23 protein-coding genes are annotated in these 26,870 nt (G+C 38.4%); 10 read left to right on the top strand and 13 right to left on the bottom strand.

Annotated features, from left to right (window positions below):
* Positions 1 to 53 precede the first annotated feature (53 nt).
* From ACM46_RS15535 to ACM46_RS15560, 6 genes are all read left to right on the top strand, one after another.
* The gene (locus ACM46_RS15535; protein WP_048507602.1) at positions 54 to 2,894 is read left to right on the top strand and encodes a SusC/RagA family TonB-linked outer membrane protein; all 2,841 of its coding nucleotides are present in this window, start codon (positions 54 to 56) and stop codon (positions 2,892 to 2,894) included.
* 10 nt (positions 2,895 to 2,904) lie between these two features.
* Entirely contained in the window at positions 2,905 to 4,344 is a 1,440-nt protein-coding gene (locus ACM46_RS15540) for a RagB/SusD family nutrient uptake outer membrane protein (protein WP_048507603.1), read from the top strand.
* A gap of 2 nt (positions 4,345 to 4,346) precedes the next feature.
* A complete protein-coding gene (locus tag ACM46_RS15545) occupies positions 4,347 to 5,777 on the top strand; it encodes a glycoside hydrolase family 30 protein (RefSeq protein WP_048507604.1) in 1,431 nt (476 codons plus the stop codon).
* A 9-nt stretch (positions 5,778 to 5,786) separates the two neighbouring features.
* On the top strand, positions 5,787 to 8,009 hold the full coding sequence (gene bglX, locus ACM46_RS15550) for a beta-glucosidase BglX (protein ID WP_048507605.1): 2,223 nt from the start codon (positions 5,787 to 5,789) through the stop codon (positions 8,007 to 8,009).
* Between the two features lie 130 nt (positions 8,010 to 8,139).
* Entirely contained in the window at positions 8,140 to 8,949 is an 810-nt protein-coding gene (locus ACM46_RS15555) for a glycoside hydrolase family 16 protein (protein ID WP_048507606.1), read from the top strand.
* A 43-nt stretch (positions 8,950 to 8,992) separates the two neighbouring features.
* Positions 8,993 to 10,432: a glycoside hydrolase family 30 protein gene (locus ACM46_RS15560; protein WP_048507607.1), complete on the top strand. Its 1,440-nt coding sequence runs from the start codon at positions 8,993 to 8,995 to the stop codon at positions 10,430 to 10,432.
* Positions 10,433 to 10,513: 81 nt separating this feature from the next.
* Here the strand turns inward: ACM46_RS15560 and ACM46_RS15565 are convergent, their stop codons facing one another.
* Together ACM46_RS15565 and ACM46_RS15570 are read right to left on the bottom strand one after the other, a co-directional pair.
* A complete protein-coding gene (locus tag ACM46_RS15565) occupies positions 10,514 to 11,323 on the bottom strand; it encodes an enoyl-ACP reductase FabI (RefSeq protein WP_048507608.1) in 810 nt (269 codons plus the stop codon).
* Positions 11,324 to 11,443: 120 nt separating this feature from the next.
* Positions 11,444 to 11,743, bottom strand: a complete 300-nt coding sequence (locus ACM46_RS15570; protein ID WP_048507609.1) for a hypothetical protein — start codon at positions 11,741 to 11,743, stop codon at positions 11,444 to 11,446.
* Positions 11,744 to 11,955: 212 nt separating this feature from the next.
* On the opposite strand from ACM46_RS15570, the gene ACM46_RS15575 reads away from it, so the two are divergent.
* Entirely contained in the window at positions 11,956 to 12,510 is a 555-nt protein-coding gene (locus ACM46_RS15575; protein WP_048507610.1) for a DNA-3-methyladenine glycosylase I, read from the top strand.
* Between the two features lie 270 nt (positions 12,511 to 12,780).
* Positions 12,781 to 14,148: a hypothetical protein gene (locus ACM46_RS15580; protein WP_048507611.1), complete on the top strand. Its 1,368-nt coding sequence runs from the start codon at positions 12,781 to 12,783 to the stop codon at positions 14,146 to 14,148.
* Between the two features lie 87 nt (positions 14,149 to 14,235).
* Here ACM46_RS15580 and ACM46_RS15585 read toward each other — a convergent pair whose 3' ends face one another.
* From ACM46_RS15585 to ACM46_RS15620, 8 genes are all read right to left on the bottom strand, one after another.
* The gene (locus tag ACM46_RS15585; RefSeq protein ID WP_048507612.1) at positions 14,236 to 14,826 is read right to left on the bottom strand and encodes an SMI1/KNR4 family protein; all 591 of its coding nucleotides are present in this window, start codon (positions 14,824 to 14,826) and stop codon (positions 14,236 to 14,238) included.
* 10 nt (positions 14,827 to 14,836) lie between these two features.
* Complete coding sequence (locus ACM46_RS23580; protein WP_048507613.1) at positions 14,837 to 15,235, bottom strand: HNH endonuclease; 399 nt, start codon at positions 15,233 to 15,235, stop codon at positions 14,837 to 14,839.
* 216 nt (positions 15,236 to 15,451) lie between these two features.
* A complete protein-coding gene (locus tag ACM46_RS23890; protein WP_420911838.1) occupies positions 15,452 to 15,724 on the bottom strand; it encodes an SMI1/KNR4 family protein in 273 nt (90 codons plus the stop codon).
* Entirely contained in the window at positions 15,684 to 15,866 is a 183-nt protein-coding gene (locus ACM46_RS23585; protein WP_206541012.1) for an SMI1/KNR4 family protein, read from the bottom strand. The genes ACM46_RS23890 and ACM46_RS23585 overlap by 41 nt, the downstream gene beginning before the upstream one ends.
* 148 nt (positions 15,867 to 16,014) lie before the next feature.
* Positions 16,015 to 16,599 (bottom strand): competence protein ComJ, encoded by a 585-nt coding sequence (comJ, locus tag ACM46_RS15600; RefSeq protein ID WP_048507614.1) that lies wholly within the window; start codon positions 16,597 to 16,599, stop codon positions 16,015 to 16,017.
* A gap of 13 nt (positions 16,600 to 16,612) precedes the next feature.
* Positions 16,613 to 18,220: a polymorphic toxin-type HINT domain-containing protein gene (locus tag ACM46_RS15610; RefSeq protein ID WP_083997426.1), complete on the bottom strand. Its 1,608-nt coding sequence runs from the start codon at positions 18,218 to 18,220 to the stop codon at positions 16,613 to 16,615.
* 4 nt (positions 18,221 to 18,224) lie between these two features.
* Positions 18,225 to 19,031, bottom strand: a complete 807-nt coding sequence (locus tag ACM46_RS15615) for a hypothetical protein (protein ID WP_048507615.1) — start codon at positions 19,029 to 19,031, stop codon at positions 18,225 to 18,227.
* 4 nt (positions 19,032 to 19,035) lie between these two features.
* Positions 19,036 to 21,165 (bottom strand): type VI secretion system Vgr family protein, encoded by a 2,130-nt coding sequence (locus ACM46_RS15620; RefSeq protein ID WP_083997436.1) that lies wholly within the window; start codon positions 21,163 to 21,165, stop codon positions 19,036 to 19,038.
* 545 nt (positions 21,166 to 21,710) lie between these two features.
* Here ACM46_RS15620 and ACM46_RS15625 point away from each other — a divergent pair.
* Positions 21,711 to 22,469, top strand: coding sequence for a Rossmann-fold NAD(P)-binding domain-containing protein (locus ACM46_RS15625; RefSeq protein WP_048507616.1), 759 nt, complete (start codon positions 21,711 to 21,713; stop codon positions 22,467 to 22,469).
* 94 nt (positions 22,470 to 22,563) lie between these two features.
* Here the strand turns inward: ACM46_RS15625 and ACM46_RS15630 are convergent, their stop codons facing one another.
* The 3 genes from ACM46_RS15630 to ACM46_RS15640 are packed head-to-tail and all read right to left on the bottom strand — an operon-like array spanning position 22,564 to position 24,424.
* Positions 22,564 to 23,082: a hypothetical protein gene (locus ACM46_RS15630; RefSeq protein ID WP_048507617.1), complete on the bottom strand. Its 519-nt coding sequence runs from the start codon at positions 23,080 to 23,082 to the stop codon at positions 22,564 to 22,566.
* Between the two features lie 10 nt (positions 23,083 to 23,092).
* Positions 23,093 to 23,947, bottom strand: coding sequence for a nucleoside phosphorylase (locus tag ACM46_RS15635; RefSeq protein WP_048507618.1), 855 nt, complete (start codon positions 23,945 to 23,947; stop codon positions 23,093 to 23,095).
* Positions 23,948 to 23,965: 18 nt separating this feature from the next.
* The gene (locus tag ACM46_RS15640; RefSeq protein ID WP_048507619.1) at positions 23,966 to 24,424 is read right to left on the bottom strand and encodes a hypothetical protein; all 459 of its coding nucleotides are present in this window, start codon (positions 24,422 to 24,424) and stop codon (positions 23,966 to 23,968) included.
* A gap of 456 nt (positions 24,425 to 24,880) precedes the next feature.
* Here ACM46_RS15640 and ACM46_RS15645 point away from each other — a divergent pair, with 456 nt between their 5' ends.
* The gene (locus tag ACM46_RS15645; protein WP_048507620.1) at positions 24,881 to 26,710 is read left to right on the top strand and encodes a cytochrome-c peroxidase; all 1,830 of its coding nucleotides are present in this window, start codon (positions 24,881 to 24,883) and stop codon (positions 26,708 to 26,710) included.
* Positions 26,711 to 26,870: the final 160 nt, after the last annotated feature.

The following is a 26,870-nucleotide window of genomic DNA, read 5'->3' on the forward strand; positions in this document are numbered from 1 at the left end:
AAAAAAAAATATATTTTTATTGTCTCAATTTGAGAATTAAAAACTAACTGTATATGAATCTAAGAATATCAAAAAGCCTGGGAATGGTTGCTGTGCTGTATTTTACAGCAAATTTCAGTGCACAGACCAAGGTAAAAGACACCGTTCCGAAAGAAAAAGCCATAGAAGAAGTTGTTCTTGTCGGTTACGGATCAGTAAAAAAGCAGAATCTTACCAGTGCTGCTTCTGTTGTAAAAGCAGACGCTTTTGATAACAGGCCTCTTTATAACGTAGGGCAGGCGCTTCAAGGACAGGCTGCCGGAGTGAGTGTGGTTCAGGCTTCAGGAAAGCCGGGTGCCAATATTGACATCAAGATCAGAGGAAACAACTCAATTTCATCGGCGGTAAGCCCTCTTTACGTGATTGATGGTATACAGACCAATGATATCAGTGGAGTCAATACGGATGATATTGTAGATATGACGATTCTGAAAGATGCATCATCCACTGCGATATATGGTATTAACGGATCTTCCGGAGTTGTTATCATCACCACAAAAAGAGGAAAAATAGGGAAACCGCAGCTTAATTTCAATGCTTACTGGGGATTTTCTAAAGCCGTGAAAAATATTGATGTCCTCAACCAGGATCAATACAAATCGTTATTAAGCGATATTAAACTGAACGGAGGTGGGGACTACCTTGCGACAGCCAATAACCCACGATATGCAGGAATTAATACGGATTGGACGAAAGAAGTTTTTCAGACTGGCTTCGATCAAAATTACAACGTTAACTACGCTTTCGGAAATGAAAGCATCAAAGCGTATGCAGCACTTGGATACCAGGATATTGACGGAATTATAAAACCATCCCGATTTCAGAGAACCTCTGCAAAACTCAACCTGGATGCGGTGATTCTTCCCTGGCTGAAATTAAATTCATCCGTTAATTATTTTCTCACCAACCTTACGAATACCAATGATAACCTGAGTACAGCAAGAGGCGGTGTTGTGTTAAGTGCCTTCAATACCCCTACATTTTTACCTGTTTATGGAAACCAGGTCAATATGAGTCCTTCAGATCCTGAGATATATGACCAGGCGACCGGAGCGATAAAAGACGGTTATAAACCGGGCCAGTTTGCTCCCAATCCATATCAGTCATCATGGGAAAACCCTGTTGCTTATCAATCCAGAAAAGATAAAACCCTTACCCAGAGATTTTTAAGTAATTTAGGACTTGAGGTGAGACTTTTCAAAGATCTGACCTGGAAACCATCTATCTCATTTGATATGATAGATTCCAGAAATACGAAGTTTACAGATGGATTTCAAACGAGTTATGGAAGATCCAAGTTGGGGATAGGTTCTCAGGAGTTCAATACCTTCCAGGAATATAATTTTGAAAATACGCTGAACTATACTTTCAAAAAATCTGTTCATGACTTCTCTTTGCTTGGAGGAATGCAGATCAATGAAAGAAATTTCCAAAGCAATTATTACGGCGGAGACACCTTCCCTGAAGGCATCTTCAACTTTAATTACGATCTGGCAAAAAATCAAAGCTATGATATCCGTAAAGAAATTTTAAGACAGGTTTCGTTTTTTGGAAGAGCACTTTACACATTGAACGGGAAGTATACGGTAATGGGAGTATTCAGAGAAAATGCCAATTCGGCGCTGGCTCCGGGAAATAAATGGGGCTTCTTTCCGGGAGTTTCTGCCTCATGGCTGATTTCCAAAGAAAACTTCCTGGCAGACAGTAAAATAATCAGTGAATTAAAATTAAGAGGAGGTTGGGGAAAAACAGGAAATGCTTCAGCAATTCCGGCCTATTCCCATTTTAATCTTTATAATCCTTTCTGGAATAACGGTGTTCCTGTCTATACAAATACTCAGTCCGACAGTGGTGATCTGGCTTGGGAGACAACAACAGATACCAATGTGGGATTGGATCTTGGAATTTTAGATAACAGAATCAGACTGAGTGTGGATGCCTATCAAAGAAAGACAGACAATCTGATCGCTCCGATTAGATTAGGGACTTCTGACTTTTTAATTTTCAGAAATATTGGTTCTCTGGAAAATAAAGGACTGGAGCTGGCTCTTAATACCGTGAATATTAAGAATGAAAGCTTCACATGGAATACCTCATTTAATATTTCATTTACTAAAAACAAGATAACAGAGATGAGCTCCTATCTTAGATCCATCCCGGCAACTAATATAGAAGGAATGGGAACGTTGGTGAAATTTGAACAAGGGCAGCCATTGGGAATGTTTTATGGGTACCAAACTTCAGGAGTAAATCCTAACAATGGAGATATGATGTATGTAAATGCCAGTGGAAATGTAGTTCCTTATACAGAATTAAAACCTGAAGACAGAAGATACATCGGAAATCCTAATCCTGATTTTACTTTTGGTTTCAGCAATAATTTCAAACTTAAAAACTGGTACCTGGATATGCTTGTTACCGGATCCGTGGGTAATGATATTTTCAATGCAACACGATTTGATCTTGAAATGATGAATGATTACAAAAATCAGTCTACAGAAGTATTGAACCGATGGACAACAGCAGGCCAAATTACCGATGTGCCAAGAGCGAATTCCCCATCTGCACAGTTTATCTCTGACCGATTCATAGAAAACGGATCTTATCTTAAACTGAAAGCCGTAACTTTGGGATACAATTTTTTGAATCCGTTCAAAGGACTAAGCAAACTTAATCTGTACGTAACAGGACAGAATATCTTCACCATAACAGACTACTCAGGAATGGATCCTGAAGTAAACGCATTCAGCCCTAATAACGGAACTTCCGGTGCCGAAAGAGCTGTTTTTGGAATAGATTACGGAACCTATCCGCAGGTAAGAACCATCATCATAGGATTAAAAGCTAATTTCTAAATTATTCACAATGAAAATCAATAAAGCAATATATTATCTGTTCGGAGCATCCGTCCTTTTTACAGGGATTTCCTGTAATGATTTCTTAGATACCGAGCCTATTACAGAGCAGGGTATTCCCATCATAAACCCACTAAAAACTGCAGCTGATGCAGAAAACAGGATGAATACCATTTATTCTGCATTTGGAAATGAATACTGGCAGCTGGATTATCCCATGAATGGTGATGCACAAACCGATATTTCCTACGCAGGAGCAGATAACATCCAAAACTTCCAGCAGGATGAATACCGTATTATAGCAACCAATTCCAATGTAGAAAGAGACTGGAAATACCTATACGGTTTTATCAATGACTGTAATATGATCCTCAATTATGTAGATGAAATCAATGATCCGGCACTCACAGCAGCCAGAAAGACCGAAATGAAATCCGAAGCAGCGATTATGAGAGCCTTATATTATTTCCATGGGGTACAGCTTTGGGGAGATATTCCGTTAGTAACGAAAGCGGTGATAGGGGTAAATGCGGGTAACTTTGATGAGGTGTACAGTCAGGTTTATCCTGCAAGAAAAACAACTCAGGAAGCGTATGACATGATCATTGCAGATCTTGAAGGCGCTCTTGCCAATGCTCCGGCAGGAAGTGAAAAATACAGAGCCAATAAAAATTTAGCGTACGGATTACTAGCCAAAGCAAATGCTACAAAACCCAACCCGGACTGGGCAAAAGTAAAACAATATGCCTCCAATATATCAGGAGTGAACCTACTTCCCGTATATGATCAACTTTTTGACGGACTCCATGAAGCCAATGCAGAATCTATTTTTGAGGCTAATGGTAATGCAGGAAGTGTATGGGCATGGGGATCATCTATGTTTTTGGGAACCGACTGGAAAAAATTCAATATTCCTTCCAATGATCTTGTTAAAACATTTACGGATGCCGGAGATACTCAGAGATTGAACAGCTCAATTAAATTTTCTCCTGTGGCATGGTCCGATAATTACTGGCCAAGCAATAATTATCCGTTCATGTATAAAATGAGAAAGATGGATGGTACCCAGAATTTCTATATCATGAGATATGCAGATATTCTTTTACTGCAGGCAGAAGCCTCTGTAAGAACAGCAGATTATGCAGGAGCAGCAGGATACATCAATCAGGTGAGAACCAGAGTAGGGCTTGCTCCGGTAGCCATTACCTCTGAAACAGACGGAATTACCAAAGTGCTGGCAGAGAGAAAACAGGAACTGGCTTTCGAAGGGCAGCGCTGGTTTGATCTGAAAAGAACAGGAACTGCTATTGCCACACTTTCCCAGCAGAAAGACGGAAACGGAAATATTCTTCCGTATGCCGCCAATATCAATCAAAACAGATTGTTATGGCCTATTCCTCAGGGACAGAGAGATAACAATCAGAACTTAACTCAAAACCCAGGTTATTAAATATGAAGTTTCACAATTTATATAGTTTCTTTTTTAAAGGTACCGCGCTGCTTTGCGGTGTGGTACTTTTTCCTGTATCATGTGCATCCGTAGGAACGGACAAAGAATCAGGTGTTCAGTATTGGCTTACAAAAGGCGATGAAAGTGTAAAACTGCAGCTTCAGAACCCAGTCAGATTTGTAAATAATTCCAACAGCTTTCAGAATATTGAAATTGATGCTGCCCAAAAGTTTCAATATGTTGACGGCTTCGGATATACATTAACGGGAGGTAGTGTTGAGGTACTCAACCGTTTGTCTCCTTCAAAGAGAAAAGCTTTGCTTCACGAACTTTTTGGAGCTGATAAGAATTCTATTTCCATCAGTTATTTAAGGTTAAGCATAGGCGCATCAGATCTCGATGGAGAAGTATTTTCCTATGATGATTTACCTGCAGGAGAGACAGATCTTTCCCTTTCGAAATTCAGCCTGGCAAAAGACAAAGCTTTGATTGCAATGTTAAAGGAAATTTTAAAGATCAATCCCAATATTAAAATCATTGCAGCACCTTGGTCAGCTCCGGTTTGGATGAAAGATAACGGAAAATCAAAAGGAGGAAGTTTAAAACCTGAACTTTATGCTGCCTATGCCCAGTACTTTGTGAAATACGTCCAGGGAATGAAGAAAGAAGGAATTATAATTGATGCAATCACGCCTCAGAATGAACCTTTACATCCGGGAAATAATCCAAGTTTATATATGCCTTCCGAAAAGCAGGGAGATTTTATTAAAAACCATTTGGGACCGGCCTTTAAGACCAACAATATCAAGACAAAGATCGTTGTATATGATCATAATTGTAATAAACCTGAATATGCCATTGATATTCTGAAAGATCCGGAAGCTTATCAGTATATAGACGGATCTGCTTTCCATTTATACGAAGGAGAAATTTCAGCGTTAAGTACGGTTCACAATGCGTTTCCCGATAAAAACCTATATTTTACCGAGCAATGGACAAGTTCAAAAGGAACTTTTAATGAAGATCTGAACTGGCATACAAGAAATGTAATCATCGGATCCATGAGAAACTGGAGCAAAAATGCCCTGGAATGGAACCTTGCCAATGATTCTAAATATGGACCTCACACAGACGACGGTGGATGTGGAATATGTAAAGGAGCGATAACGGTTTCCGACAGTGAGAACTTCACAAGGAATGTTTCCTATTACATTATTGCACACGCTTCTAAATTTGTTCCAGCCGGGTCTCAGAGAATAGCCTCAACGCAGACAGATCATCTGGCGACAGCAGCGTTTATGACTCAATCTGGGAAAATAGTTTTAATAGTTCAGAACGATCATAAAGAAGATGAGAATTTTAATATTAAATTTGCCGGGAAAACCGCTGCAGTAACAATTCCCGGACGCTCAGCAGCAACCTATGTTTTTTAATTCTATATCATGAAAAAAGCTTATTTCTTACTTGCATTTTCAACATTGGGAGTGAATGCCTACGGGCAGAAAACGATTGATCAGAAAGTGGCGGAACTTCTGTCTAAAATGACCCTGGAAGAAAAAGTAGGGCAGATGGTTCAGTACAGCGGTTTCGAATATGCCACGGGACCTCAGAAGTCCAATTCTGCAGCGGTTTTAGAAGAAATAAAGAAAGGAAAGGTCGGCTCTATGCTCAATGTAGCGGGAGCTGATGAAACCCGGGCTTTTCAAAAGCTGGCCCAGCAATCCAGACTTAAAATTCCGTTGCTTTTCGGGCAGGATGTTATTCACGGATACCGGACTACTTTTCCTGTCAATTTGGGACAGGCAGCAAGCTGGGACCTTGGAATGATAGAAAAATCCGAAAGAATTGCCGCTACGGAAGCTTCCGCCTATGGCATCCACTGGACTTTTGCTCCGATGGTAGACGTAGCCAGAGATCCGAGATGGGGAAGAGTCATGGAAGGTTCAGGAGAAGATACTTATCTGGGAACACAAATCGGTTTGGCGAGGATCAAAGGTTTTCAGGGAAAAGGATTGGGAAGTCTTGATGCCGTAATGGCCTGTGCAAAGCATTTTGCAGCGTACGGAGCCGCAGTTGGCGGAAGAGATTACAACTCTGTAGATATGAGTCTGAGACAATTGAACGAAACCTATCTTCCTCCTTTTAAAGCCGCAGCAGAAGCGGGTGTGGCAACATTCATGAATTCATTTAATGATATCAATGGAATTCCTGCCACAGCCAATCAATATATTCAGAGAGATCTGTTAAAAGGAAAATGGAATTATAAAGGTTTTGTAGTTTCAGACTGGGGCAGCATCGGAGAAATGATTCCTCACGGCTATGCCAAAGATGCGAATGAAGCTGCGGAAAGAGCAGTTTTGGGTGGAAGTGATATGGACATGGAAAGCCGGGTTTATATGACAGAACTTCCCAAACTGGTAAAAGAAGGAAAAGTAGATATAAAGTTGGTGGATGATGCAGCAGGAAGAATTTTAACCAAGAAATTCGAAATGGGACTTTTCGATGATCCCTACAGGTTCAGCAATGAAAAAAGACAGAAAGAGCAAACCGATAATGCAGAACACAGAAAATTCGGAAGAGAATTCGGAGCAAAAAGTATCGTACTTCTTAAAAATCAGGGCGCTGTTCTTCCCCTTTCAAAAACAGTAAAGACAGTGGCTTTGATCGGGCCTTTTGGAAAAGAAACAGTAGCCAATCACGGTTTCTGGTCTATTGCATTCAAAGATGATAACCAGAGGATTATTTCACAGTTTGACGGAATTAAAAATCAGCTGGATAAAAATTCAACCCTATTATACGCAAAAGGCTGTAACGTTGATGATCAGGACAGATCCATGTTTGCAGAAGCGGTAGAAACGGCCAAAAAAGCAGATGTAGTGATCATGACATTAGGCGAAGGACATGCCATGAGCGGGGAAGCAAAAAGCAGAAGCAATATTGGCTTTACAGGTGTTCAGGAAGATTTGCTTAAAGAAATCGCCAAAACCGGAAAGCCAATCGTATTGATGATCAATGCCGGAAGACCGCTGATTTTCAATTGGGCAGCAGACCATATTCCTGCTATCATGTACAATTGGTGGCTGGGAACTGAAGCAGGAAATTCTACCGCAGATGTTTTGTTCGGAGCCGTAAACCCGGGAGGAAAACTTCCGATGAGCTTTCCGAGAACAGAGGGACAGATTCCTGTTTATTATAACCATTACAATACAGGAAGGCCGGCCAAGAACAATACGGACCGCAATTATGTTTCCGCTTATATTGATCTTGATAATGATCCTAAATTTCCGTTTGGCTACGGCTTGAGTTATACGGATTTTAAATATTCCGATATGGTTTTAAGCTCAGAAAACCTTAAAGGAAACCAGACACTGAATATAAGCGTAACTGTTTCCAATACCGGAAAGTACGACGGTGAAGAAGTAGTACAGCTTTACATCAGAGACCTTTTTGGAAAAGTGGTAAGACCCGTGAAAGAATTGAAAGGTTTTAGAAAGATATTGATAAAGAAAGGAGAAAGCCAAAAAGTAGATTTCAAACTGATCCCGGAAGATCTGAAGTTTTTCGATGATCAATTAAATTTCGACTGGGAAGGTGGAGAATTCGACATCATGGTGGGAACCAGTTCTCAAAATGTACAAACGAAAAGAATCACCTGGACTAAATGATATTCAATAGGAGCGGGCTTTAGTCCGCTTTTGGAAAAGATATTCAATAGGAACGGGCTTTAGCCCGTTCATTCAAAAAAAGAAAAATCAAAACGGCTTTAGCCAAAACCTAATTTTTGCCTACGCATCCATGAAAATCAAATTCCAACATATCATTCAACTCATTACTATCGGAACTCTATTTTTTTCGATGACAAACTGTGTTTCAAACCACACATATTCGGGGAAGAAATTGATTTGGAGTGATGAATTTAACGGAAAAGGTCTTCCGGATTCTTCAAAATGGAACTACGATGTTGGTGGTGATGGCTATGGAAATAACGAAGCTCAGTTTTATACCAAAAACCGACTGGAAAATGCTAGAATGGAAGGCGGGAACTTAATTATAGAAGCCAGAAAAGAAGATTGGGAAAAGAATAAATATACTTCAGCCAGACTTTTAACGAAAGGAAAGTTTTCTTTTCAGTACGGAATGGTTGAGGTAAGAGCAAAACTTCCCAAAGGCCGCGGAACATGGCCTGCGATCTGGATGATGAGCGAACGGATGAAGGAATGGCCGGACGATGGCGAACTGGATATTATGGAGCATGTAGGTTTTAATCAGGGCTATGTTCATGCCTCGGTTCACACCAAAAAGTATAATCATATTCAGGGAACCCAGAAAACGGATACTTTGGTGGTGAAAGATGTCAGTGAAAAATTCCACGTATACAAAGCAGAGTGGACTCCGGAAAAAATAGACGTTTATATTGACGGACAAAAGTTTTTCACTTACGAGAATAAAGAAAAGACTTATGAAGCATGGCCATTTGATCAGCCTTATTTTATTATTTTAAATCTGGCAGTGGGCGGCTTCTGGGGTGGAAAAGAAGGTATTGATGATGCTGTTTTTCCACAGAAATATTATATAGATTACGTAAGAGTTTATCAAAATAAATAATGAAGCGAGGGCGTTTGCGTCCAAAAACAGAAAGAAAAAGATTATGAAAAAACTAATTGTGAGCTGTTTGGCAGTAGGAACTTTTTTAAATGCCAATGCACAGAACTATTGGAAAAAGAATGCAGGGAAAACAGCAAAAGTGATTCTGACCAGCTCCAAAACGAATGAAAAGATGGCAGATAAAGGAGTGGTTAAGTTTGAGAAATTCGGACAGCCGAAAGAAACAGATGCCTGCATTTTTGTAGATCCGGATTTTAAATATCAGAAGCTGATCGGAATAGGAGGAGCGATCACCGATGCCTCTGCGGAAACCTTTTATAAAATGCCGAAGGATAAGCAGAAAGAAATTATGGAAGCTTACTTTGGAAAAAACGGATTGGGATATACGGTAGTTCGTACGAATATGAATTCCTGTGATTTCTCCAGCGATTCCTACACTTATGTAGAAGATAATGACACGGCATTAAAGACGTTCAATATCGCTCATGATGAAAAGTATAAGATCCCGATGATTAAAGAAGCTCAGAAAGCCATCGGAAAAGATTTTACCTTTTATTTTTCACCGTGGAGCCCGCCGGCCTGGATGAAATCAAACAAAAGCCTGTATAAAGGAGGAAGACTGGAAAATCAGTACTACCAGACCTGGGCGGATTACTACATTAAATTCATTAAAGAATACGAAAAAAGAGGAATTAATATCTGGGGACTGACGGTTCAAAACGAACCAATGGCCACTCAAACCTGGGAATCCTGCATTTATTCTGCGGAAGAAGAAGGAGAGTTCCTTAAAAATAATCTGGGGCCTACACTTTGGAAAAACGGCTATAAAGACAAAAAAGTAATGATCTGGGATCACAACAGGGATTTGATTTACCAAAGAGCCACCACGACTTTAAGCGATCCGGAAACTTCAAAATACGCACACGGAATCGGATATCACTGGTATGAAACCTGGAATAATAAAACGCAGCTTTTCGATAATTTAGCGGAAACACAAAGAGCTTTTCCTGATAAATTCCTGGCTTTTACCGAAGGCTGTAAAGAACAGTTCAAAATGTCCGGTATTTATGATGTAAGTTTAGGAGAGCTGTACGGGAGAAATATGCTTAACGACTTCAATAAAGGAACGGCTTTATGGACCGACTGGAATGTTCTTCTGGATGAAACGGGAGGTCCCAATCACGTAGGGAATTTCTGCTTTGCTCCAATCATTGCAGATACGAAAACAGGAGAAGTGCATTATACCTATGAATACTATTACGTAGGTCATGTTTCGAAATTCATTAAACCAAATGCCAGAAGAATCGGAAACTCTTCCAACAGAGCAGCCCTTACTTCTACTACTTTCATGAACGAAAACGGCCAGCTGGTGACCGTTATTATGAACGATTCTGAAAATGATATTGAGACGAATCTATGGATTGAAGGGATGTCTGCCAAGCTATCTGCTCCGGCACACTCTATACAGACGGTTATTTTATAATTTCATAAAATTGTTTTATATAGAACCGGCGGCCTCGAAGAGGCCGCCGGTTTATTTTTCTGTATATTTTTAAATGCTTTTTTATTCAGTATCATATTTACTGATGACTCTCTGGGTAACGCCCGAGCTGCTGAAACCACCGTCATGGAAAAGGTTTTGCATTGTAACTTTCTTCGTAAGATCCGAGAAAAGAGTTACACAGTAATCTGCACATTCCAGAGCCGTAGCATTTCCAAGTGGAGACATATCTTCTGCATAGCCTAAGAAACCACCGAAACCTTTTACACCGCTACCTGCAGTAGTCATTGTAGGAGACTGAGAAACCGTGTTGACACGTACTTTTCTCTCGCCCCAATAGTTACCGAAAGTTCTTGCAATACTTTCAAGATAAGCTTTGTTATCAGACATATCGTTGTAATCCGGGAATGTTCTCTGAGCTGCAATATAAGTAAGGGCCAAAATACTTCCCCACTCATTCATACAGTCTTTTTCCCAAGCCACACGCATTACTTTGTGGAAAGAAACAGCGGAAATATCCCAACCTTTTTCCAACCAGTCGTAATTCATTTCTGTATAATGTTTTCCTTTTCTTACGTTGATAGACATTCCGATAGAGTGAAGGATAAAGTCGATTTTACCAAATTTGGCAACGGCAGCATCAAAAAGTTTTTCAAGATCTTCCACAGAAGTGGCATCAGCACCTATTACTTCAGAACCTGTTTTTTCTGCTAAACCATTAAGCTCTCCCATTCTTAATGCAATTGGAGCATTGGATAGGATAAATTCAGCGCCTTCTTCATGACATCTTTCAGCAACTTTCCATGCGATAGATTGCTCATTAAGGGCTCCGAAAATAATTCCCTTTTTGCCTTTAAGTAGACCGTATGACATAATTTTTTAAAGTTTATTTAAATACAAATGTAGCAATAATTTGTGTTTTGAACATCATAAAAATGGAGCCTTATCAATTTAAGACTCCATTTTCTTGAAAATATTTATATGACTGAAATTTTAATTCGTTTTCTTATTCCATTCTGCTTTCACATCTTCCGCTGCATCCTTTGTTTTTTCCCATGCATCATTGGCTTTATCCTTGATATCGTCCCATGCATCAGAAACATTGTTTTTTACTTTATCCAGCCAGTCTTCCTGAGTGGCTTCCTCATCATTGTTTCTTTTATCATTGATATAGGCTTTTGCCTTATCTGCCAGTTCTTCAATTTTCCACTTGGCATTGTCGGCAGCATTTTTTAAAGAATTCTCTGTATTGTTTACTGCATCTTCCGCTTTGTTGTATTCTGAATTATTCATAATATGTAATATTTTATTGTTGTGTACCAGTAATTAAACAATAACCATTCCTAAAACCGGGCCTCGCTGTTAAACTTTTCTTAATCTTTTGTTATACTTTTCTAAATCACCAATAACTTCCATCTTCCTTCTCCAAACTTCCAGACATTATTAAAAAAAGAAAGGCTTTATCCCGAACTTAGATTAACTTTAATAATATAAAATTGACCTTTATGGAAAAAATACGCTGCGGCTGGTGTGAAAAAGATGAGCTTTACCGGAAATATCATGATGAAGAATGGGGGAGACCTGTGTATGATGATGAGATTATTTTCGAATTTCTTGTGCTTGAAACCTTTCAGGCAGGGCTTAGCTGGTATACAATCCTTTCCAGAAGAGAACATTTCAGAAATGCCTTTGATGGTTTTGATTTTAGAAAAATTGGACTTTATACCGATGAAAAAGTTGAAGATCTGATGAAAGATGCAGGAATTATAAGAAACCGCCTTAAAATAACAGCCACCATCAATAATGCCCGGAAATTTCAGGAAGTGCAGAAAGAGTTTGGTAGCTTTTCAATTTATATATGGGGCTTTGTAGAAGGAAAACCATTGGATAACCGGCCTAAGACTTTAGCAGATATTCCTGCTGCAACGGAGGTTTCGGATATTTTATCGAAGGACCTTAAAAAAAGAGGTTTTAAGTTCATGGGTTCTACGGTAGTTTATGCACATATGCAGGCGACCGGAATGGTGAATGATCATTTGGAAAGCTGTTTCATCAGATAGTGATAAATTTAATTTTATTCAATTTTAAGTGATGTTTTTTATTAATAATATAATCGTTTTTGATGATTATAAAATTAAAAATGATGTTATATGTTTTCAGTAAAGGATTTGATGTTGTGTTAATATAAGAAATGTTTCAATTAATAGTGATTAAAAGGTTGTTTACTCACCATTAAGTGTATTTAATTGTAGAATTTGTAAAAAATATTGCATTTTATTAAAAATTCGTATATTTGCACCCTTTAAAAATAAACTATTAACAAAAAGGTGATGCAAAAAAAACTGAAACTTCAACTGCTTCCTGTCTTATTATTTTCAACTGTTTTTATTCAAGCTCAGGTGGGGATTGGTACTTCTAGTCCGGATCCATCGGCTATGTTGCAGATCAGTTCGAAAAATAAAGGGATGCTTTTGCCAAGCATCGCCTTAGCATCATCTACAGACCAGATTACAATTCCCAATCCTGCCGAAGGGCTTATCGTATGGAACAACGGTTCCGGCGCTTTGACGACTTCAGGGATTTATTACTGGAGCGACTCCAAATGGAATATGCTTTCTACCGGTACGGGAAACGGATCGAATGGAGGCGTTACTCCACTGGCAGCCTGGAATAATACAGCCATGAACAGCGGGAACTCCGGAGGAGCCAACACAAACCTTGCACTGGGAACCAATACTACGGATGATCTTGTTTTTAAAGTAAATTCTATAGCAGTAGGAAGACTGGGCGTTAATAATTCAATCAGTTTCGGAACGGCTGCCAATGCCGCGCAGAACGGAATTGCATTAGGGAACTCCAGCAGTGCTTATCAGGGAATTGCTATCGGAACGAATACTTCAGTGACGGCTAATGAATCCGTAGCATTGGGTGCCAATTCTAAAATCTCCGGATATCAGTCAACAGCAGTGGGTTTTAATGCCAAAGTAACCGTTAATGAAGCTACTGCAGTAGGAAATAATGCTGATGCATCAGGATTTCAGTCTATTGCACTGGGATATAATGCGAAAACAACCACAAATGATGCTACAGCTTTAGGTAAAAACTCTACGGCATCAGGGTTTCAGTCAACGGCAGTAGGGTATAACGCGAAAACGACTTCTAACAGTGAGACCGCTATAGGATATAATACCATAACCAATAACCAGAATTCCACAGCGGTAGGTTCCGGTGCGAATGCTTTGGGACAGTTCTCTACAGCATTAGGGTATGGTGCGGTAACTTCTCAGGCCAACGCTATTGTTATCGGTAATAATAACGCCAATATCGGAATTGGTACCGGAACACCGAATGTTTCGGCTAAAATAGATGTAAACGGTCAGTATAAACTGGGAGAAAAGGGAAGTGTACAGAAAAATCAGATCAGTTTTCAAACATGGCCTTCGGTTTCCGTCAATAATCTGGCTCCGGGAAGATCGGTTAGCATGGAAATTCCTATTCCTGCCAATATGCAGCCCGGCTCCGTAAGAGCGGCTATCGTAGTTTCTCCGGCAGGTGACTTCGCGGGAAACACTTCTTTTTCAATATCCAACCCAAGAATGACCTCTACTTCAAGCGTTACCATCAATCTTACCAATATCTCCGGAAATACGGAAAGCTTATACTCGACGCATTTTTATGTGATGATTAATGAGTTTTAAGGAGTAGAGATTATTTTTGGCTAATGGCTAATGGCTAATGGCTAATGGCTAGAGCACGGCAAATTGGTCTGCATATTTTAAAAGTGCTTATCCATTCAATAGAGCATCCCACTCTTCAAAAGACAAAGGTGGTAATCCTTGCTTTTCTCTTTGCTCATTTTTAATCTTAACTGATATGGGAGTTATTTTTACTTTGCTATTTTTTTTGGCAATTTCAACCTCTTGTTGACTAGGCAGTTCAGGTAGAATCAATTCGTTTATATATTCTTCTATATTATCGGCTACCTTTGCCGGCCATTTATCTATTCCTTCGAGCCCCCAATCGTCTTCTTCGTGAAACCAATAAAACACTTCTTCCGAATTCTTATTCATACATAGCAAATCTCCGCCGTCTACACTTGCAATTGGGAAAAGTTCTTCAGGCATTCTTTCTGCATAGGTTTCATAATTTTCTGATAAACTTTGGTATTGATCTTCAGAAATTCCAAAGAAATAATTTAAGTTAAACTGAATTTTATTTTTTTTATAAAAAGTTTTAGAGGGCTTACATACATTGTAATTCAAAATAAGTTCTTTAAAACCCGCAGGAAGTTGAAAGTGATATTTTATTTCAAAATCACTAACTTTTTCTTCTACAATGTTTTTTTCTAGTTGTATTAATGTGATTATTTTATTCATATTATTTTATTTAAGGTAAAGTACCATCTCTTAGACCAGAAGCTTCTCCGGTATGTGGGAAATTACCATTGATTGATTTAGGAACTAATTGCATGGTTAATCCATCTTCCACATGATGCCAAACATAACCGGCAGGAGTTTGTGTATAACCAGCAGCAGCATTTGCTAAAGCTTCGTCATGTGAATATTTACCATTCATACCTGTTACTGGACTCACTTCATCAATCGCATGTGGAGAGAAGTCAGGATAACCTGCAGCATTATAAGTCACAGAATCTCCATTAATATCTGTATAAGTAGTACTGCCATCAGGATGGTTAACTGTTTTAGAATGATCAATTTTTTTATTTGTTGGAGATGGGCTTCTTGGTTTGCATCCATTATGCACCAATATCCCATCCTCAGTCACATAATAGTTTTCGTTGTCTGCAATATTAAAGTTATAACATTCTTCGTAGTAAAAGTATTTTGAAAACTACAAAAAATGCCGGGCTAGAGCACGGCAAATTGGTCTACATATTTTAAAAGTGCTTATCTATTCAATAAAGCTTCCCATTCTTCAAAAGATAAGGGTGGTAATCCTTGCTTTTCTCTTATTACTTTTAGTTTGATGGAGTTAACAATACTATTCGTTATAAAAAGAATTTAAAAACTCTGTAAATGATTCGGAAACTGGGATGAAGTTTTTATTTTTCAGGAATTCCGCTTCTATAATATGAACTGAACCTTCTTCTGACAGTAAAAAAATATTTCCTCCATTATCATACGCAAATGGAATCTTTTTATCAAAGACTATTCCGCTTTCCTTATAGTCTTGAATAATCTTTTCAATGGGTAACAGACCATATTTTATAGGGTTAAAACCATTGATAGTAAAGACATGTTGTATTCCTTTTATTTATATATTCGTAAGGAGGATATCCACCATTGTAAGTAAGGTAATGTTTTTTAAAGTCGTCAGGAAGATTTATCTGTAAAGTTTTTTCAAAATTTTTTAAATCTGTTTCCGTAAGTTGTTTTTCCGTTTGCTCAAATTCCATAATATCTATTTTAACAAGTTTTGTTTAAATGTAGGTGAATTGCTTTTATGGGTAATTTCATTATATACGGATATTTTCTTCTCAGTAACAGAATAGTTTTTATTGTTAATAATCTCAAATTTATAAAAGCTGATAACTTTGACTATTTTTATTGTGAATTAACATTCTCCAGTTTTTTAGTTTCTAAATTTAGATTTGTTTCGAAGTTCCAGCCATATTCATCTTCTTTAAGAACTTTAAAAATTGGATTATCGTCTCTTACAAAAGTAAATCTGTAATACACCTCTTCTTCGGAAATATCCTGCTCAGGCTTCCCTAAGCATACTTCATATAATAAGCTGTAACTTCCCGGTTCGAAATTGATTGTTTCAATTTTATTTAATGGATAATATTTTCCTTTTTCTTTTTCAGAGATTTCATCAACTTTTAAATCACGATATAGCTTTATGGATTCAGCCACAGTATTGATACTAAAATCATCATAATTTAAAACTTCAAAAGGGAAAACAGCCGCTCTGATTGAATCTGGACTTATTTCTACTTTATCTGTTTTATTTATGAAAAACCAGCATCCAAATGAATCATCAACTAATGGATCTAAAACAATGTAATCTTTGTTCCATATTACACCATCTTCAATATCCTTTTCAGTCCATGTTTGCTTTTCCAAATCAAAAGGAATAGAACGTATTATGATTTGATTGTGTGATACTAAAATGTTTTCCTTAATCATTTTTAAATTTATTTTAATCTGTTATAATAACTTTTACAATTGTACCATTTGGATAGTCACTTAGAGCATTACCAATAGCACTTCCAGCTCCTCTGTTGTCAGATGGATTTATATGTCTGACACTTGCTCCATTTCCTCCTTCAGCAAACATTGCCATTGGCCATTCATCTCTATCTAAACTCGGTTTAGTTTTAATTCCTCTAAGAGAATTTGCTCTATTTGTTTTTGATCCATCCCTCGCAATTGTCACGACACTTGGTTTTCCTGAAGCTATAGCGTCTTGAATGTGTTGACCTGTTTCTGGGTAATCAGCCTTACTAATTGTTACTTCTACAGTGTGTGCTTGGCCTTCAACATTTCTTACTTGGGCTTTATTAGTGTATCCATTATGCACCAATATCCCATCTTCAGTCACATAATAGTTTTCGTTGTCTGCAATATCGAAGTTATAAACTTTTTCGTAATGTGGCAAGACTTCAACACTGATAATGGTTGTATAATGACCGCCTTTAAGATGTAATAAATCTCCTGCGTTTAAATCTCTGGCTTCAACCCAATCATCATTGCAGAAGAAGCGGTGCTCCGGGGTAACTCTGAGAAATTCTCCGGTAGGAAGCTCCAGAGAAAGCATTTGCATGGTATAGCGCTCGTGTTTTACGAGAATGGGCTTGTATTCCTGCTGTTTCGTTTCCTCATTATAAGTAAGAACCAGATCTCCTTCAAAGAGCTCTTCAATGGGTTTTAGTCCGTTCGGAGTATGAATCTGGGTCCCTGCAGGAAAACAAACCAATGTCGCTCCTCTGGCTGCAAAAATACCCAATATAAGGCTTACTCCGCTTTCTTTAAGCTTTTCCAGAGTATCTTTGTCACTGCTCCAGATATTGTACTGATCATAGTAAGCGCCTCCAATCCCCAGACCTCTGAGCCATTTACAGGCAGCGGGCAGGTTTTTAAATCCTTTAAAGGTAAATTGTTCTATAAGTTCTTTTCTGGCGGTATTCATGAATTGCTGTCCGAAAGTGGTGGCGAATCTGCTGACTCCCTCTCTGATTGTTGTGGCTCCTGCAGCTGCTGAACCGGCCCCTGCTACCATTGAAGTAGCCCCTCTTCCCGCGAGAAATCCGAAAGCAAAGTTGGCTACATGCCCCAAATTGGTAAGTGCTGCGCTTCCCCAGGCTTCCCAAACGGTTTCTTTTGGGGTAATGGTTCCTCCTTCTGCAGGACATATCATGATGGAGGAAAGGGTAAGGGTTTTATGATCTTGTATAGAAAATTTTTGTGAAGTGTTCGTCCATTTTCTTTGTGCTGCCGCTGCCTTACATTTTATAAGCCCTATAGCAACGGCGGCCAATACGGCTGCTGCAATAATAGCTGCTGCCAGCCAGCCCGGTCCGGGAATCATAGCGCATATTCCTACGGCAATACCTGCCGCTGCTCCGGCCATAAAGGCTACACTGCCCAGGCAGACGAAATTATTTCCTTTAAGGGTATCCAGTTCTGTAGCGGCTTTGTCTCCGCTAAAGGTGACAAAATCCTGGCTTGTGACCTTCATCTTCTTTGGAGCAACTCCTTTATCGCATACTACATAATGTTTTTCGGTAAGATACTGTTCTTCTTCCATGATATTACAGTTCTAAATGAGTTTCCATAAAACAATGATAGTAGAAAAATTCACCCAGTTTTTCAGTAATGGTAAAATCAGATTTTAGCAATATCCGGTCATCATACAGGTATTTTCCGTTCACTTTGTATTCGGGATGCATATAGTTGTCTTTTGCAAATTCCCGTAGCCTTCTGATCATCTTATCGTCCCGGATCATCATTCCTTCCACATTCCATTCATCAAATTCCTGTTCCGTAGTTTTTTTGGAGACGGAAAGATTGACCGGAATAACCACTCCGGCCCCAAACCGATCCATATCTTCTCTTTTTACATAGCTTTTTGAGCCTTCTTCAATGGGTTCTTTTCCGAAAATATAAAAGAACTGATAAAAGAAATGGATGTATTTGATGCTTTTTATTTCCATATCCTCATTGGTAAGCTCGTACTCTTTGGCGCGGATAATTTCATAAGCTTCAATAGGATGGGCATTGGTAAGCCATTCTTTTACTTTTCCCCATTTTTGACGGATGAGGTCTCCATTATAAATTTTAGCAATTTCTCCCTTTTTGTTGATCCCAACTTCCAGGGTGCTGTAGATACTGCATATTTTATTGGTCATTTCCGTAATCTGAACAATCAGGGGATCTTCATACATTTCCAGATTGTATTCAGTTTCAGTAATTTCAAACAGGTGATAATCTTCATCAGGATCTTTTCCTTTGTATATAACAGATGTTTTAATATTGATTTTGTAATTACTGTCCAGACTGTGTACTTTGGTTTTGCCTATAATATCTGTATTGTATTGATATTCTTTGCCTATCTCCATCTGATTACTTATTAATATTTACTTTACTGCCATTGATCTGAACTTCTGAGCTTCCGGAAACATCTATTTTTTTACTGCCTATTTTAGTTTCATCTTTAGAAGAAACATTGATGCTTTTTTTGGCGTCTACAATAATTTCTTTTCCGTTGATGGTTATTTTTCCTTCCTTATCGATCACAATGGTACTTGCTCCCACCACAATTTTGAATTCTGTATTGGCCGTAAGGGATACTTTTCCTGTTTTATCCATTTGCAGTACCGAGGCATCACCTACATTGATCATATTGGTGTTTCCTGCTTTTACGGTATTGTTGTTTCCAACGGTTACCGTTTTATCGTTATTGGCATTGGTGAGTGCGTTTCCGGCACCGTCAAAGAGCATATTAGCTCCTCCCTGATCTTTCAGATTCATAGAACCAGCTCCGTTATCATATTTTAATTCGGCTCCGCTTTTTCCGCTAAAGCTCATGATGTTGTTTCCCGCTCCTCCGCCTGCGCCAATGCTGCCATGGAACATTCCGCCCATAACAAAAGGACGGTCGGGATGCTGATGAACAAAGTTAACCACCACCTGATCCCCAACTTCCGGCACAGACATAAATCCGCGGTTTTTGTTTACTTTATCACTGCTTCCGGCATCAGGGCTCATCATCCGGATGAATTCCGTAGTGTCCGGCCCGTTCTGCCAGTCAAACTGAACCTGTATGCGGCCTTGATTTAACGGGTCAGTATTCGAAATAACTTTAGCGAACTGAGGATCAGCTTTAGGCATTAGAAATTCGGGACGGGGAAGATATCCGGTATCGGCAGCTATAGCTTCAAAATTTCCGGTATAATAACCTCTTCCGTCTACCTCATGGCTGATTTCCGTGATCATAAGCTTGGTAAAATAAGCCGTCTGATTGGTTTCTGTTTTCCGCATTTCCACATCTGCAGTACATCCAGGATATAAAAAGGGTACACTGGTAGTTCCGGACGTGATAAAGACATCTACTGCTTTGCTTCCGGCGGTCCCTTTCTGTGACGCATCCACATCCATAAAGGTTGTGGCTTTAATTGGAGCCACTCTTAGAGAAGGTGTAGTAAACGTTTTTTGTGATATTTCGTAAGCACGTTTAGCAATATCTGATTGGTGGCTTATTTTTGAGCTTCCTGTGGTGAGCTTTTCATTTTTACTGCTGTTATAGCCATAAAAAGTAGGGTTCACATGTTGGGCTTTCATTTTTATTTTAATATCGTGTACGCTGCTTCCATAGACCAGCTGTACGGGTTTTTCCTGTGGCGGAAGTTTTCCGAAATGAAGAACTTCGCCGTCATAATAAAACTGCTCTCCATAGGCTTCTGCTATTCTTGCGAGATAATTATAATGGGTTTCTTCATACTGAGAACTATAAGAGACATTGCCGTGCTGGGAATCTACTCTGAAATCAAATTTATTGGATCCAAGACCTTCTTTAATAACCCAGTCTGCAATACTGTTCAGGCTGATTTCCTGCGCGCCGCCAAAACTTTGGATATGAGGTGCAGCATCGAGCAGTACGGTAGGACTGTTTCCTGTAAGTACTATGTTTCCCAGACTGCCTTTGTCCTGGCTGAATCCTACTTCTGTGATCACACCCACGAAATTCCGTTCAGGGCTTTCTTCCACATCCTTATATTTGAATACAACCGTAATTCTTTTACCCAAAAAATTTTGCGCCTGCTCAAGGTTATGATTTTCAGCACTTCCTAAAGTGTCATGAGCAAGAGTGAGACTGAATTCATGATGTTTAACGGCACTCTGGGTAAGTTTGAAGTGTTTGAAGTGTTTGATCACTTTACCCTCAATGATGATTTCAAGTTTAGCAACGCGGTTGATTCCCAGCAATTCACTTGTGGGAATGGATTTGGCATTGTGTATTTTGGATGTAGGCTGTTCTGTCCAGATTTTATTTTCAGAAACTAGAGTCGGGTTGGGCTGGGAAACTTTGTTCATAAAAGTATCAGCCTGAGAAAGTGACTGTCCTGCGGTCTGTGCTGTTTTTTTTATTTGATCGGCTTTTTTTAAAGTCTTATTGCTTCCCGGTTCTATGGAACCCAGATCTTTTTTAGATTTTGGGATCTGTTTTTTTGATGATTGGCTATCTTGAAACATAACATATTTTTTCTGGTTGGTGTATGTAAGCAGCAGTCTGAATAAAATGCAAAACTGCATGAGGGTTTTTCTTATCACTCACTTCAGATGAAAATACTGCCTGGTAATGTCAACAGAATAGTATCATTTGTGAGGAATTTATCGTTCTGTTTTTCACTTAATTTATAGGATGAAATCCTTTTTTTTTATGCTTTAAAGTATAATTAATGTTTTGTTTAACTAAATTTAACATTCTGATTTACAGGGGTGTATTTGTGGTATTAAAATCACGTCCATGTGAAACAAATATAAGAATCGGGGAGGTGAATAGGAAAAATATACAACCCTATTTTGGTTTTTGTCGTAGTTTTACTACTAACGATTGTTAGGCTTAAAATGAGACATAAAAATGATGAAAGGAAACATCACTGTGGTTTATTTGAATAAATTAAAATGAAAGAATGTTTAACAGGATATTTTGATTTATTTTTGTTGAAGATCTGCTTGAATCTCTACTTCAGCCAGAAATTGAAGGCTTAAATAATGAAAGCGGATCCTTTAAATTTATGAAGAAAATAGGAATTATAGGTTGCGGCTGGCTTGGATCCAGGATAGCAGCTTCAATGTCCGGTCGATACCCAATATATACTACCGCAACTACAAATATTAAAGCCGATGAGCTGAACTCTAAAGACTTTAATGCCACTGTTGCCAGTTTCCCGGATTTTCAGCTGGAGAAAAAGATCACGCAGTGGGATGAGATAAAAGGGATGGATGTCTTAATCATTACCATTCCGCTTTCCGGAAAAAGCTGCTGTGTAAGTTCATTGTATAACAGAATTCAGCACTTACTGTCATTTATCGGGGATTTTAAAGGACAGATGTTCGTAATGAGCTCTACCGGAGTGTATCCGGATATTCCCGGGAATTATACTGAAGAAAATCTTTCTTACAATCAAGTTCCCGGAGAGAGAATGATCAGAAATGCCTATCCGCAGGTTAATATTCTGAGATTAGCCGGATTGATGGGAGATAACAGACTTCTTAAAAATTATACCATTTCAAATCTGGAAGCTCCTGTAAATCATATTCATTACGAGGATATCTGTCATGTGATTGAAAAAATGATGGAGAAAGGCTCAGAAGGCAAGCTGTATAATGTAGCTGCACCAGAGCATCCGTCAAAAGGATTGGTGATCAATGCTCAGAAAAATCTGCCGTCTGCTGAAGAAACAATAGGTGAGGGTAAAATAATTCTGTCATCAAAATTAATTTCAGAGCTGGATTTTGTGTTCAAGCATCCCGATCCGAAAGCATTTCACTAAGATAATTATAACGAATTTTTTTTCAATCAAACCTTATAGGTTTTTAAAACCTATAAGGTTTAGTTATTAGATTTAATTGAAAAGTATTAAAATTCTATTTTTTCTGCAGTAGTGTATATACTCTGTCTGCATGGAAATAAGAATAGAATAAATCAGTATTGGCGAGCCAGTCGAAATGAAGGCCAAAATTTCTCTTGGATTCCGGAACATGGGCTTTATTGGTTTTTGACTGTTCACTTTCGTCAAATACCAGGCTGTTTTTAACAATTCTGCCTTCTGTTACCTGCATGAAATAATAGTCGACCGGAATATCTGCCCATTCAGAATGATGTTCTATGATGAAGTTCTCAATCTGATAGTTTTTTATCATTCTGAAAATATCTATATCACAATGATCATTATCACGGTTATACGTATAATTCTCAAAACTGTCCCTGGATTCTAAATACCGGATGTAGTCTTTTAAAAACTCAAAATCTTTGGCTTCCTCCAGCCCGAGATCACAGGAAGTGTTGAAAGGAATAAACGTAAATCCCTGAACTTTAAAATGAACAATATCCCTGTTCAGTTCCAGATTTTTATCCGTAATAAGACATGTGATGTCCTGGCCCATGATTTATATTCTATTTAATGATTCTTTCCAATACCCAATCGATAAGGTTTTTCTCAGAAGCATGATGATCCGCAGAGAATTCTCCACGTCTTCTGTTGGCAATAACGTTATTCACGGTAATCGCTTTGTGACCCAATAATTTGGAAAGAGCATAGATGGCTGAGGTTTCCATTTCAAAGTTGGTTACGCCAAGATCATTTAATGTTTCCAGGAATTGATCATCCACAGCCTTTAAACGCAGCTGTCTTCCCTGTGGAGCATAGAATCCCGGGAAAGTAGCCGTATTTCCGTGGTATTTTGCATCTTTATAATATTCTCCCATCTCTTCTGCCCAGTCTGAAAAATAAAGCATAGGTTTGATTCTTTCATACGGGAATTTCTCCATAAAACTTTTTGAAAATTCATTCTCAAAATTGTAGTCCTGATAAAAATGCATCAGCCCGTCCAGACCTACAACATTTTGGGTTACAAGCATATTGTCTACCTGAACATCAGGGTTTACGCTTCCGCAGGTTCCCATACGGAAAAGTTCAAGTGCTTTATGTTCCGTTTTGAATTCTTTGTTTTTAAGATCAATGTTCACCAAAGCATCCAGTTCGTTCATAACGATATCAATGTTTTCAGTTCCGATGCCTGTGGACATTACCGTAATTCTTTCTCCGCGCAGCGTTCCTGTGTGGGTATAAAATTCTCTTTTGTTTTTTTTGATCTCTACCGTATCAAAATATTTTGAAACTTTTGCTACTCTGTCCGGATCTCCCACAAGGATGATCTTATCAGCAATATCTTCAGGCAAAAGATTTAAGTGGTATACACTTCCGTCATCATTCAGAACCAGCTCTGAGGCAGCAAGTTTATTTAGCATAATCTATATTTTTGTTTTTTAATTAATGAAAATAGCATCTTTATAAGGTGATCCGGCAAGGTCATAGATCGTATCATATTCTTCTACGATTCTTTTTTGTCCCTGGAATACTTCATAAACCGTAATAATGGTCTTTTCAAAGTTTTTCGGATCTTTTCTTTGAGAGGTGATTTCGTAGAACTTGTCGCCTTTTTTCAGAACGGAAACAATCTCTTCTTTTGTAGAGTTATTAGATTCCATCATGCCGGGAAAGTCCATTACTACTTCTTTCAGATCAGTGTAGTTTTTGTAAGGTTTTGTTACTCCATTTGAATAGACGTATACATTGGGTACCTGTTTGTCTTCTTCAAGGCGTACCAGATAATAGTCATTGCCTTTTTTCTCTGCATAAACGGCCATTTCTTTCTTTTTCTTCTGCGCAAACGTACAAATGGAAAGGAAACTCGCCACCAACGCGAATAATACTTTTGTTTTCATAATAATATTTTGTTTTAATCTGTTGAAAATAATGTTAAAAACCTCTCCCAATATCTTTCGTCATTACTTTTTTTAACAGGCATCAGGAAGTATGCCGTTTTGAAGTACCGTGAATTTGATTTCGGGGTTTAAAATTAATAAAAATATTTTACCTGAAATAACCTGATTTTGTGTTAAAGAAGTTAATAGGTTGCAGTTGGTAGCCGGAAGCAAGTAACTGCATATCCTTGTCAAGGTTTTAAACCTTGACAAGGATTGTTTCTTTAGTGAAATAAATTAATAAAATAGTCCTGCCACTCAACTTCTGATCTCAATACCTTCCATCTTCCCGCTTCAAAATTTCTGACATTATTTAAAAAAACTTCCTCTCAAATGTTGGTTAAAATATAAACATTTCTTAATCTGGAATTAAACTTGGGATAATATCGAAACGGTACTTTTGCCGCTAAAAAATTGATGAGATTGTATGCGCTACTAGCTGTGATGGTATTGATAGGCTTTGCTGTCATGTCTTTTAACCCGGTTGATAAGGGAGAAAAAAATGAAAATACCTTTATCAATAAGGGACTTTCAGATTTTAAGAGCAAGCTTGATCAGCTGAAATCGGATGTATATCAATTCTCAGAGGATAAAATAAGTATTGAAGAGCTTAGAAATTCTTTAAGTACAACAAGAAATTCATTTAAAGAAATAGAATTCTACATTGCCTATCATTATCCCGAATTTACAAAAACACATCTTAATGCAGCTCCGCTTTTCCATATAGAAGCTGCCGGAACTTCAGCTTATACATTACCTCCGGAAGGACTTCAGGTGTTGGATGAACTGATATTTTCAGAGGAAGCGGGAGAGGAAAAAGAAAAGATCAAAACCATTACAGATTTTCTGTACAATTCTTATTCAGGCTTTTATCTGAGTGCCATGAAGAATGGTTTAAGCCGCGGGAACAACAAAACATTACCTTTAAGAATAGAGCTGATAAGGATTTATACATTAGGAGTGACGGGTTTTGATACCCCCGGTTCCCTGAATATCTCCGAAGAAGCCCGTCATGCATTTGCGGGAATTAAAGAATACATCAACGACGATGCTTATTTTAAGAATTATAATGTTCAGAAGGCCAATCATATTCTGACAGAAGGAATGACTTATCTATCAGCAAACAAGGATTTTGAAACTTTTGACAGGATTGAATTTTATAAAAAATACATTCAGCCGCTTTATGAGGAGTTCGGAAAGTGGGATGGAAGAGCAGATGATCTCAAAGAATTTTCCGGCTGGAATGTGAAGAGCAAAAACCTGTTCAGCAGTGATTTTCTGGATCCGTATTTTTATACATTGCTGAAGTCTTCGGAAGATAATGCAGACCTCCGAAGCCTCGGGAAATCTATTTTTTATGATCAGAATTTAAGTCAAAATGGCAAAATGAGCTGTGCATCCTGCCATCTTCAGGAGAATGCTTTTACAGACCTTAAAGCAAAATCTCCGAGCAATGTGGAAGGAAAAACCGTTTTAAGAAATTCGCCTTCTCTGTACAATGCGGTTTTCGCAAAAAGATTCTTTTATGACCTTAGAGCATTCTATCTTGAGCAGCAGGCAGAACATGTTATCTATAATGATGATGAATTTAATACAAGTTATGAGGAGATCATCAAAAAACTAAAAACAAAGCCTGAATATAAAAAAGCATTCCGCGCCGCTTTTAAAGACGGAAAAATAAATAAAGAAAATTTTTCTAAAGCACTGAGCTCCTATGCAGCTTCCCTGTATTCTTTTGATAGCGATTTTGACCGTTTTATGAGAAATGAAAAGGATATTCCGGATGAGGTGAAAAAAGGATACAATTTATTTATGGGTAAAGCCAATTGTGCGACCTGTCATTTTGCGCCTCATTTTTCAGGTTTGGTACCGCCATTCTTTAACGAAAATGAATCTGAAGTACTGGGAGTGACCGTAAAACCCATAAACCAGCTGCCTTTGGAGCTCGATCCGGATCTGGGACGAGGAAAAAGTCCTGTGAAAAAAGAAAAATCCTGGATTTATGATTATTCTTTCAAAACCGTTACAGTCAGAAATATAGCCCTTACAAAACCCTATTTCCATAACGGAGCCTTCAATACACTGGAAGAAGTGATGGATTTTTACAATGAAGGCGGAGGAGAAGGACTCGGCCTAAAAATGAAGAATCAAACCCTGCCGCCGGATAAATTGGATTTAACCAAAACCGAGATTAAGCAGATTATTGCTTTTCTGAATTCTTTGACGGATATCAGCAGGGCGAAGTAGTTCGGGGTGCGGGTTTGCGGGTTTTTGAGTTCCGCGATTCGAGTTTTTGAGATGCAAGGTGCGGGCTTTGGGGTTTCGGGGCAGGAGATTTGAGATATAAAAAGGTTATTTAGTTTTTAAAAGCTAAGATTTTGAGAGAATGATAAATGATGAATAGAGG

This window comes from Chryseobacterium angstadtii (genome assembly GCF_001045465.1).
GTDB lineage: Bacteria > Bacteroidota > Bacteroidia > Flavobacteriales > Weeksellaceae > Chryseobacterium > Chryseobacterium angstadtii.

Bases quoted from the DNA above. Each gene is read 5' to 3' on its own strand.
- ACM46_RS15535 (WP_048507602.1), top strand. From the start codon at position 54: ATGAATCTAAGAATATCAAAAAGCCTGGGAATGGTTGCTGTGCTGTAT.
- ACM46_RS15540 (WP_048507603.1), top strand. From the start codon at position 2,905: ATGAAAATCAATAAAGCAATATATTATCTGTTCGGAGCATCCGTCCTT.
- ACM46_RS15545 (WP_048507604.1), top strand. From the start codon at position 4,347: ATGAAGTTTCACAATTTATATAGTTTCTTTTTTAAAGGTACCGCGCTG.
- bglX (WP_048507605.1), top strand. From the start codon at position 5,787: ATGAAAAAAGCTTATTTCTTACTTGCATTTTCAACATTGGGAGTGAAT.
- ACM46_RS15555 (WP_048507606.1), top strand. From the start codon at position 8,140: ATGAAAATCAAATTCCAACATATCATTCAACTCATTACTATCGGAACT.
- ACM46_RS15560 (WP_048507607.1), top strand. From the start codon at position 8,993: ATGAAAAAACTAATTGTGAGCTGTTTGGCAGTAGGAACTTTTTTAAAT.
- ACM46_RS15565 (WP_048507608.1), bottom strand. From the start codon at position 11,323: ATGTCATACGGTCTACTTAAAGGCAAAAAGGGAATTATTTTCGGAGCC.
- ACM46_RS15570 (WP_048507609.1), bottom strand. From the start codon at position 11,743: ATGAATAATTCAGAATACAACAAAGCGGAAGATGCAGTAAACAATACA.
- ACM46_RS15575 (WP_048507610.1), top strand. From the start codon at position 11,956: ATGGAAAAAATACGCTGCGGCTGGTGTGAAAAAGATGAGCTTTACCGG.
- ACM46_RS15580 (WP_048507611.1), top strand. From the start codon at position 12,781: ATGCAAAAAAAACTGAAACTTCAACTGCTTCCTGTCTTATTATTTTCA.
- ACM46_RS15585 (WP_048507612.1), bottom strand. From the start codon at position 14,826: ATGAATAAAATAATCACATTAATACAACTAGAAAAAAACATTGTAGAA.
- ACM46_RS23585 (WP_206541012.1), bottom strand. From the start codon at position 15,866: ATGGAATTTGAGCAAACGGAAAAACAACTTACGGAAACAGATTTAAAA.
- comJ (WP_048507614.1), bottom strand. From the start codon at position 16,599: ATGATTAAGGAAAACATTTTAGTATCACACAATCAAATCATAATACGT.
- ACM46_RS15610 (WP_083997426.1), bottom strand. From the start codon at position 18,220: ATGGAAGAAGAACAGTATCTTACCGAAAAACATTATGTAGTATGCGAT.
- ACM46_RS15615 (WP_048507615.1), bottom strand. From the start codon at position 19,031: ATGGAGATAGGCAAAGAATATCAATACAATACAGATATTATAGGCAAA.
- ACM46_RS15620 (WP_083997436.1), bottom strand. From the start codon at position 21,165: ATGTTTCAAGATAGCCAATCATCAAAAAAACAGATCCCAAAATCTAAA.
- ACM46_RS15625 (WP_048507616.1), top strand. From the start codon at position 21,711: ATGAAGAAAATAGGAATTATAGGTTGCGGCTGGCTTGGATCCAGGATA.
- ACM46_RS15630 (WP_048507617.1), bottom strand. From the start codon at position 23,082: ATGGGCCAGGACATCACATGTCTTATTACGGATAAAAATCTGGAACTG.
- ACM46_RS15635 (WP_048507618.1), bottom strand. From the start codon at position 23,947: ATGCTAAATAAACTTGCTGCCTCAGAGCTGGTTCTGAATGATGACGGA.
- ACM46_RS15640 (WP_048507619.1), bottom strand. From the start codon at position 24,424: ATGAAAACAAAAGTATTATTCGCGTTGGTGGCGAGTTTCCTTTCCATT.
- ACM46_RS15645 (WP_048507620.1), top strand. From the start codon at position 24,881: ATGAGATTGTATGCGCTACTAGCTGTGATGGTATTGATAGGCTTTGCT.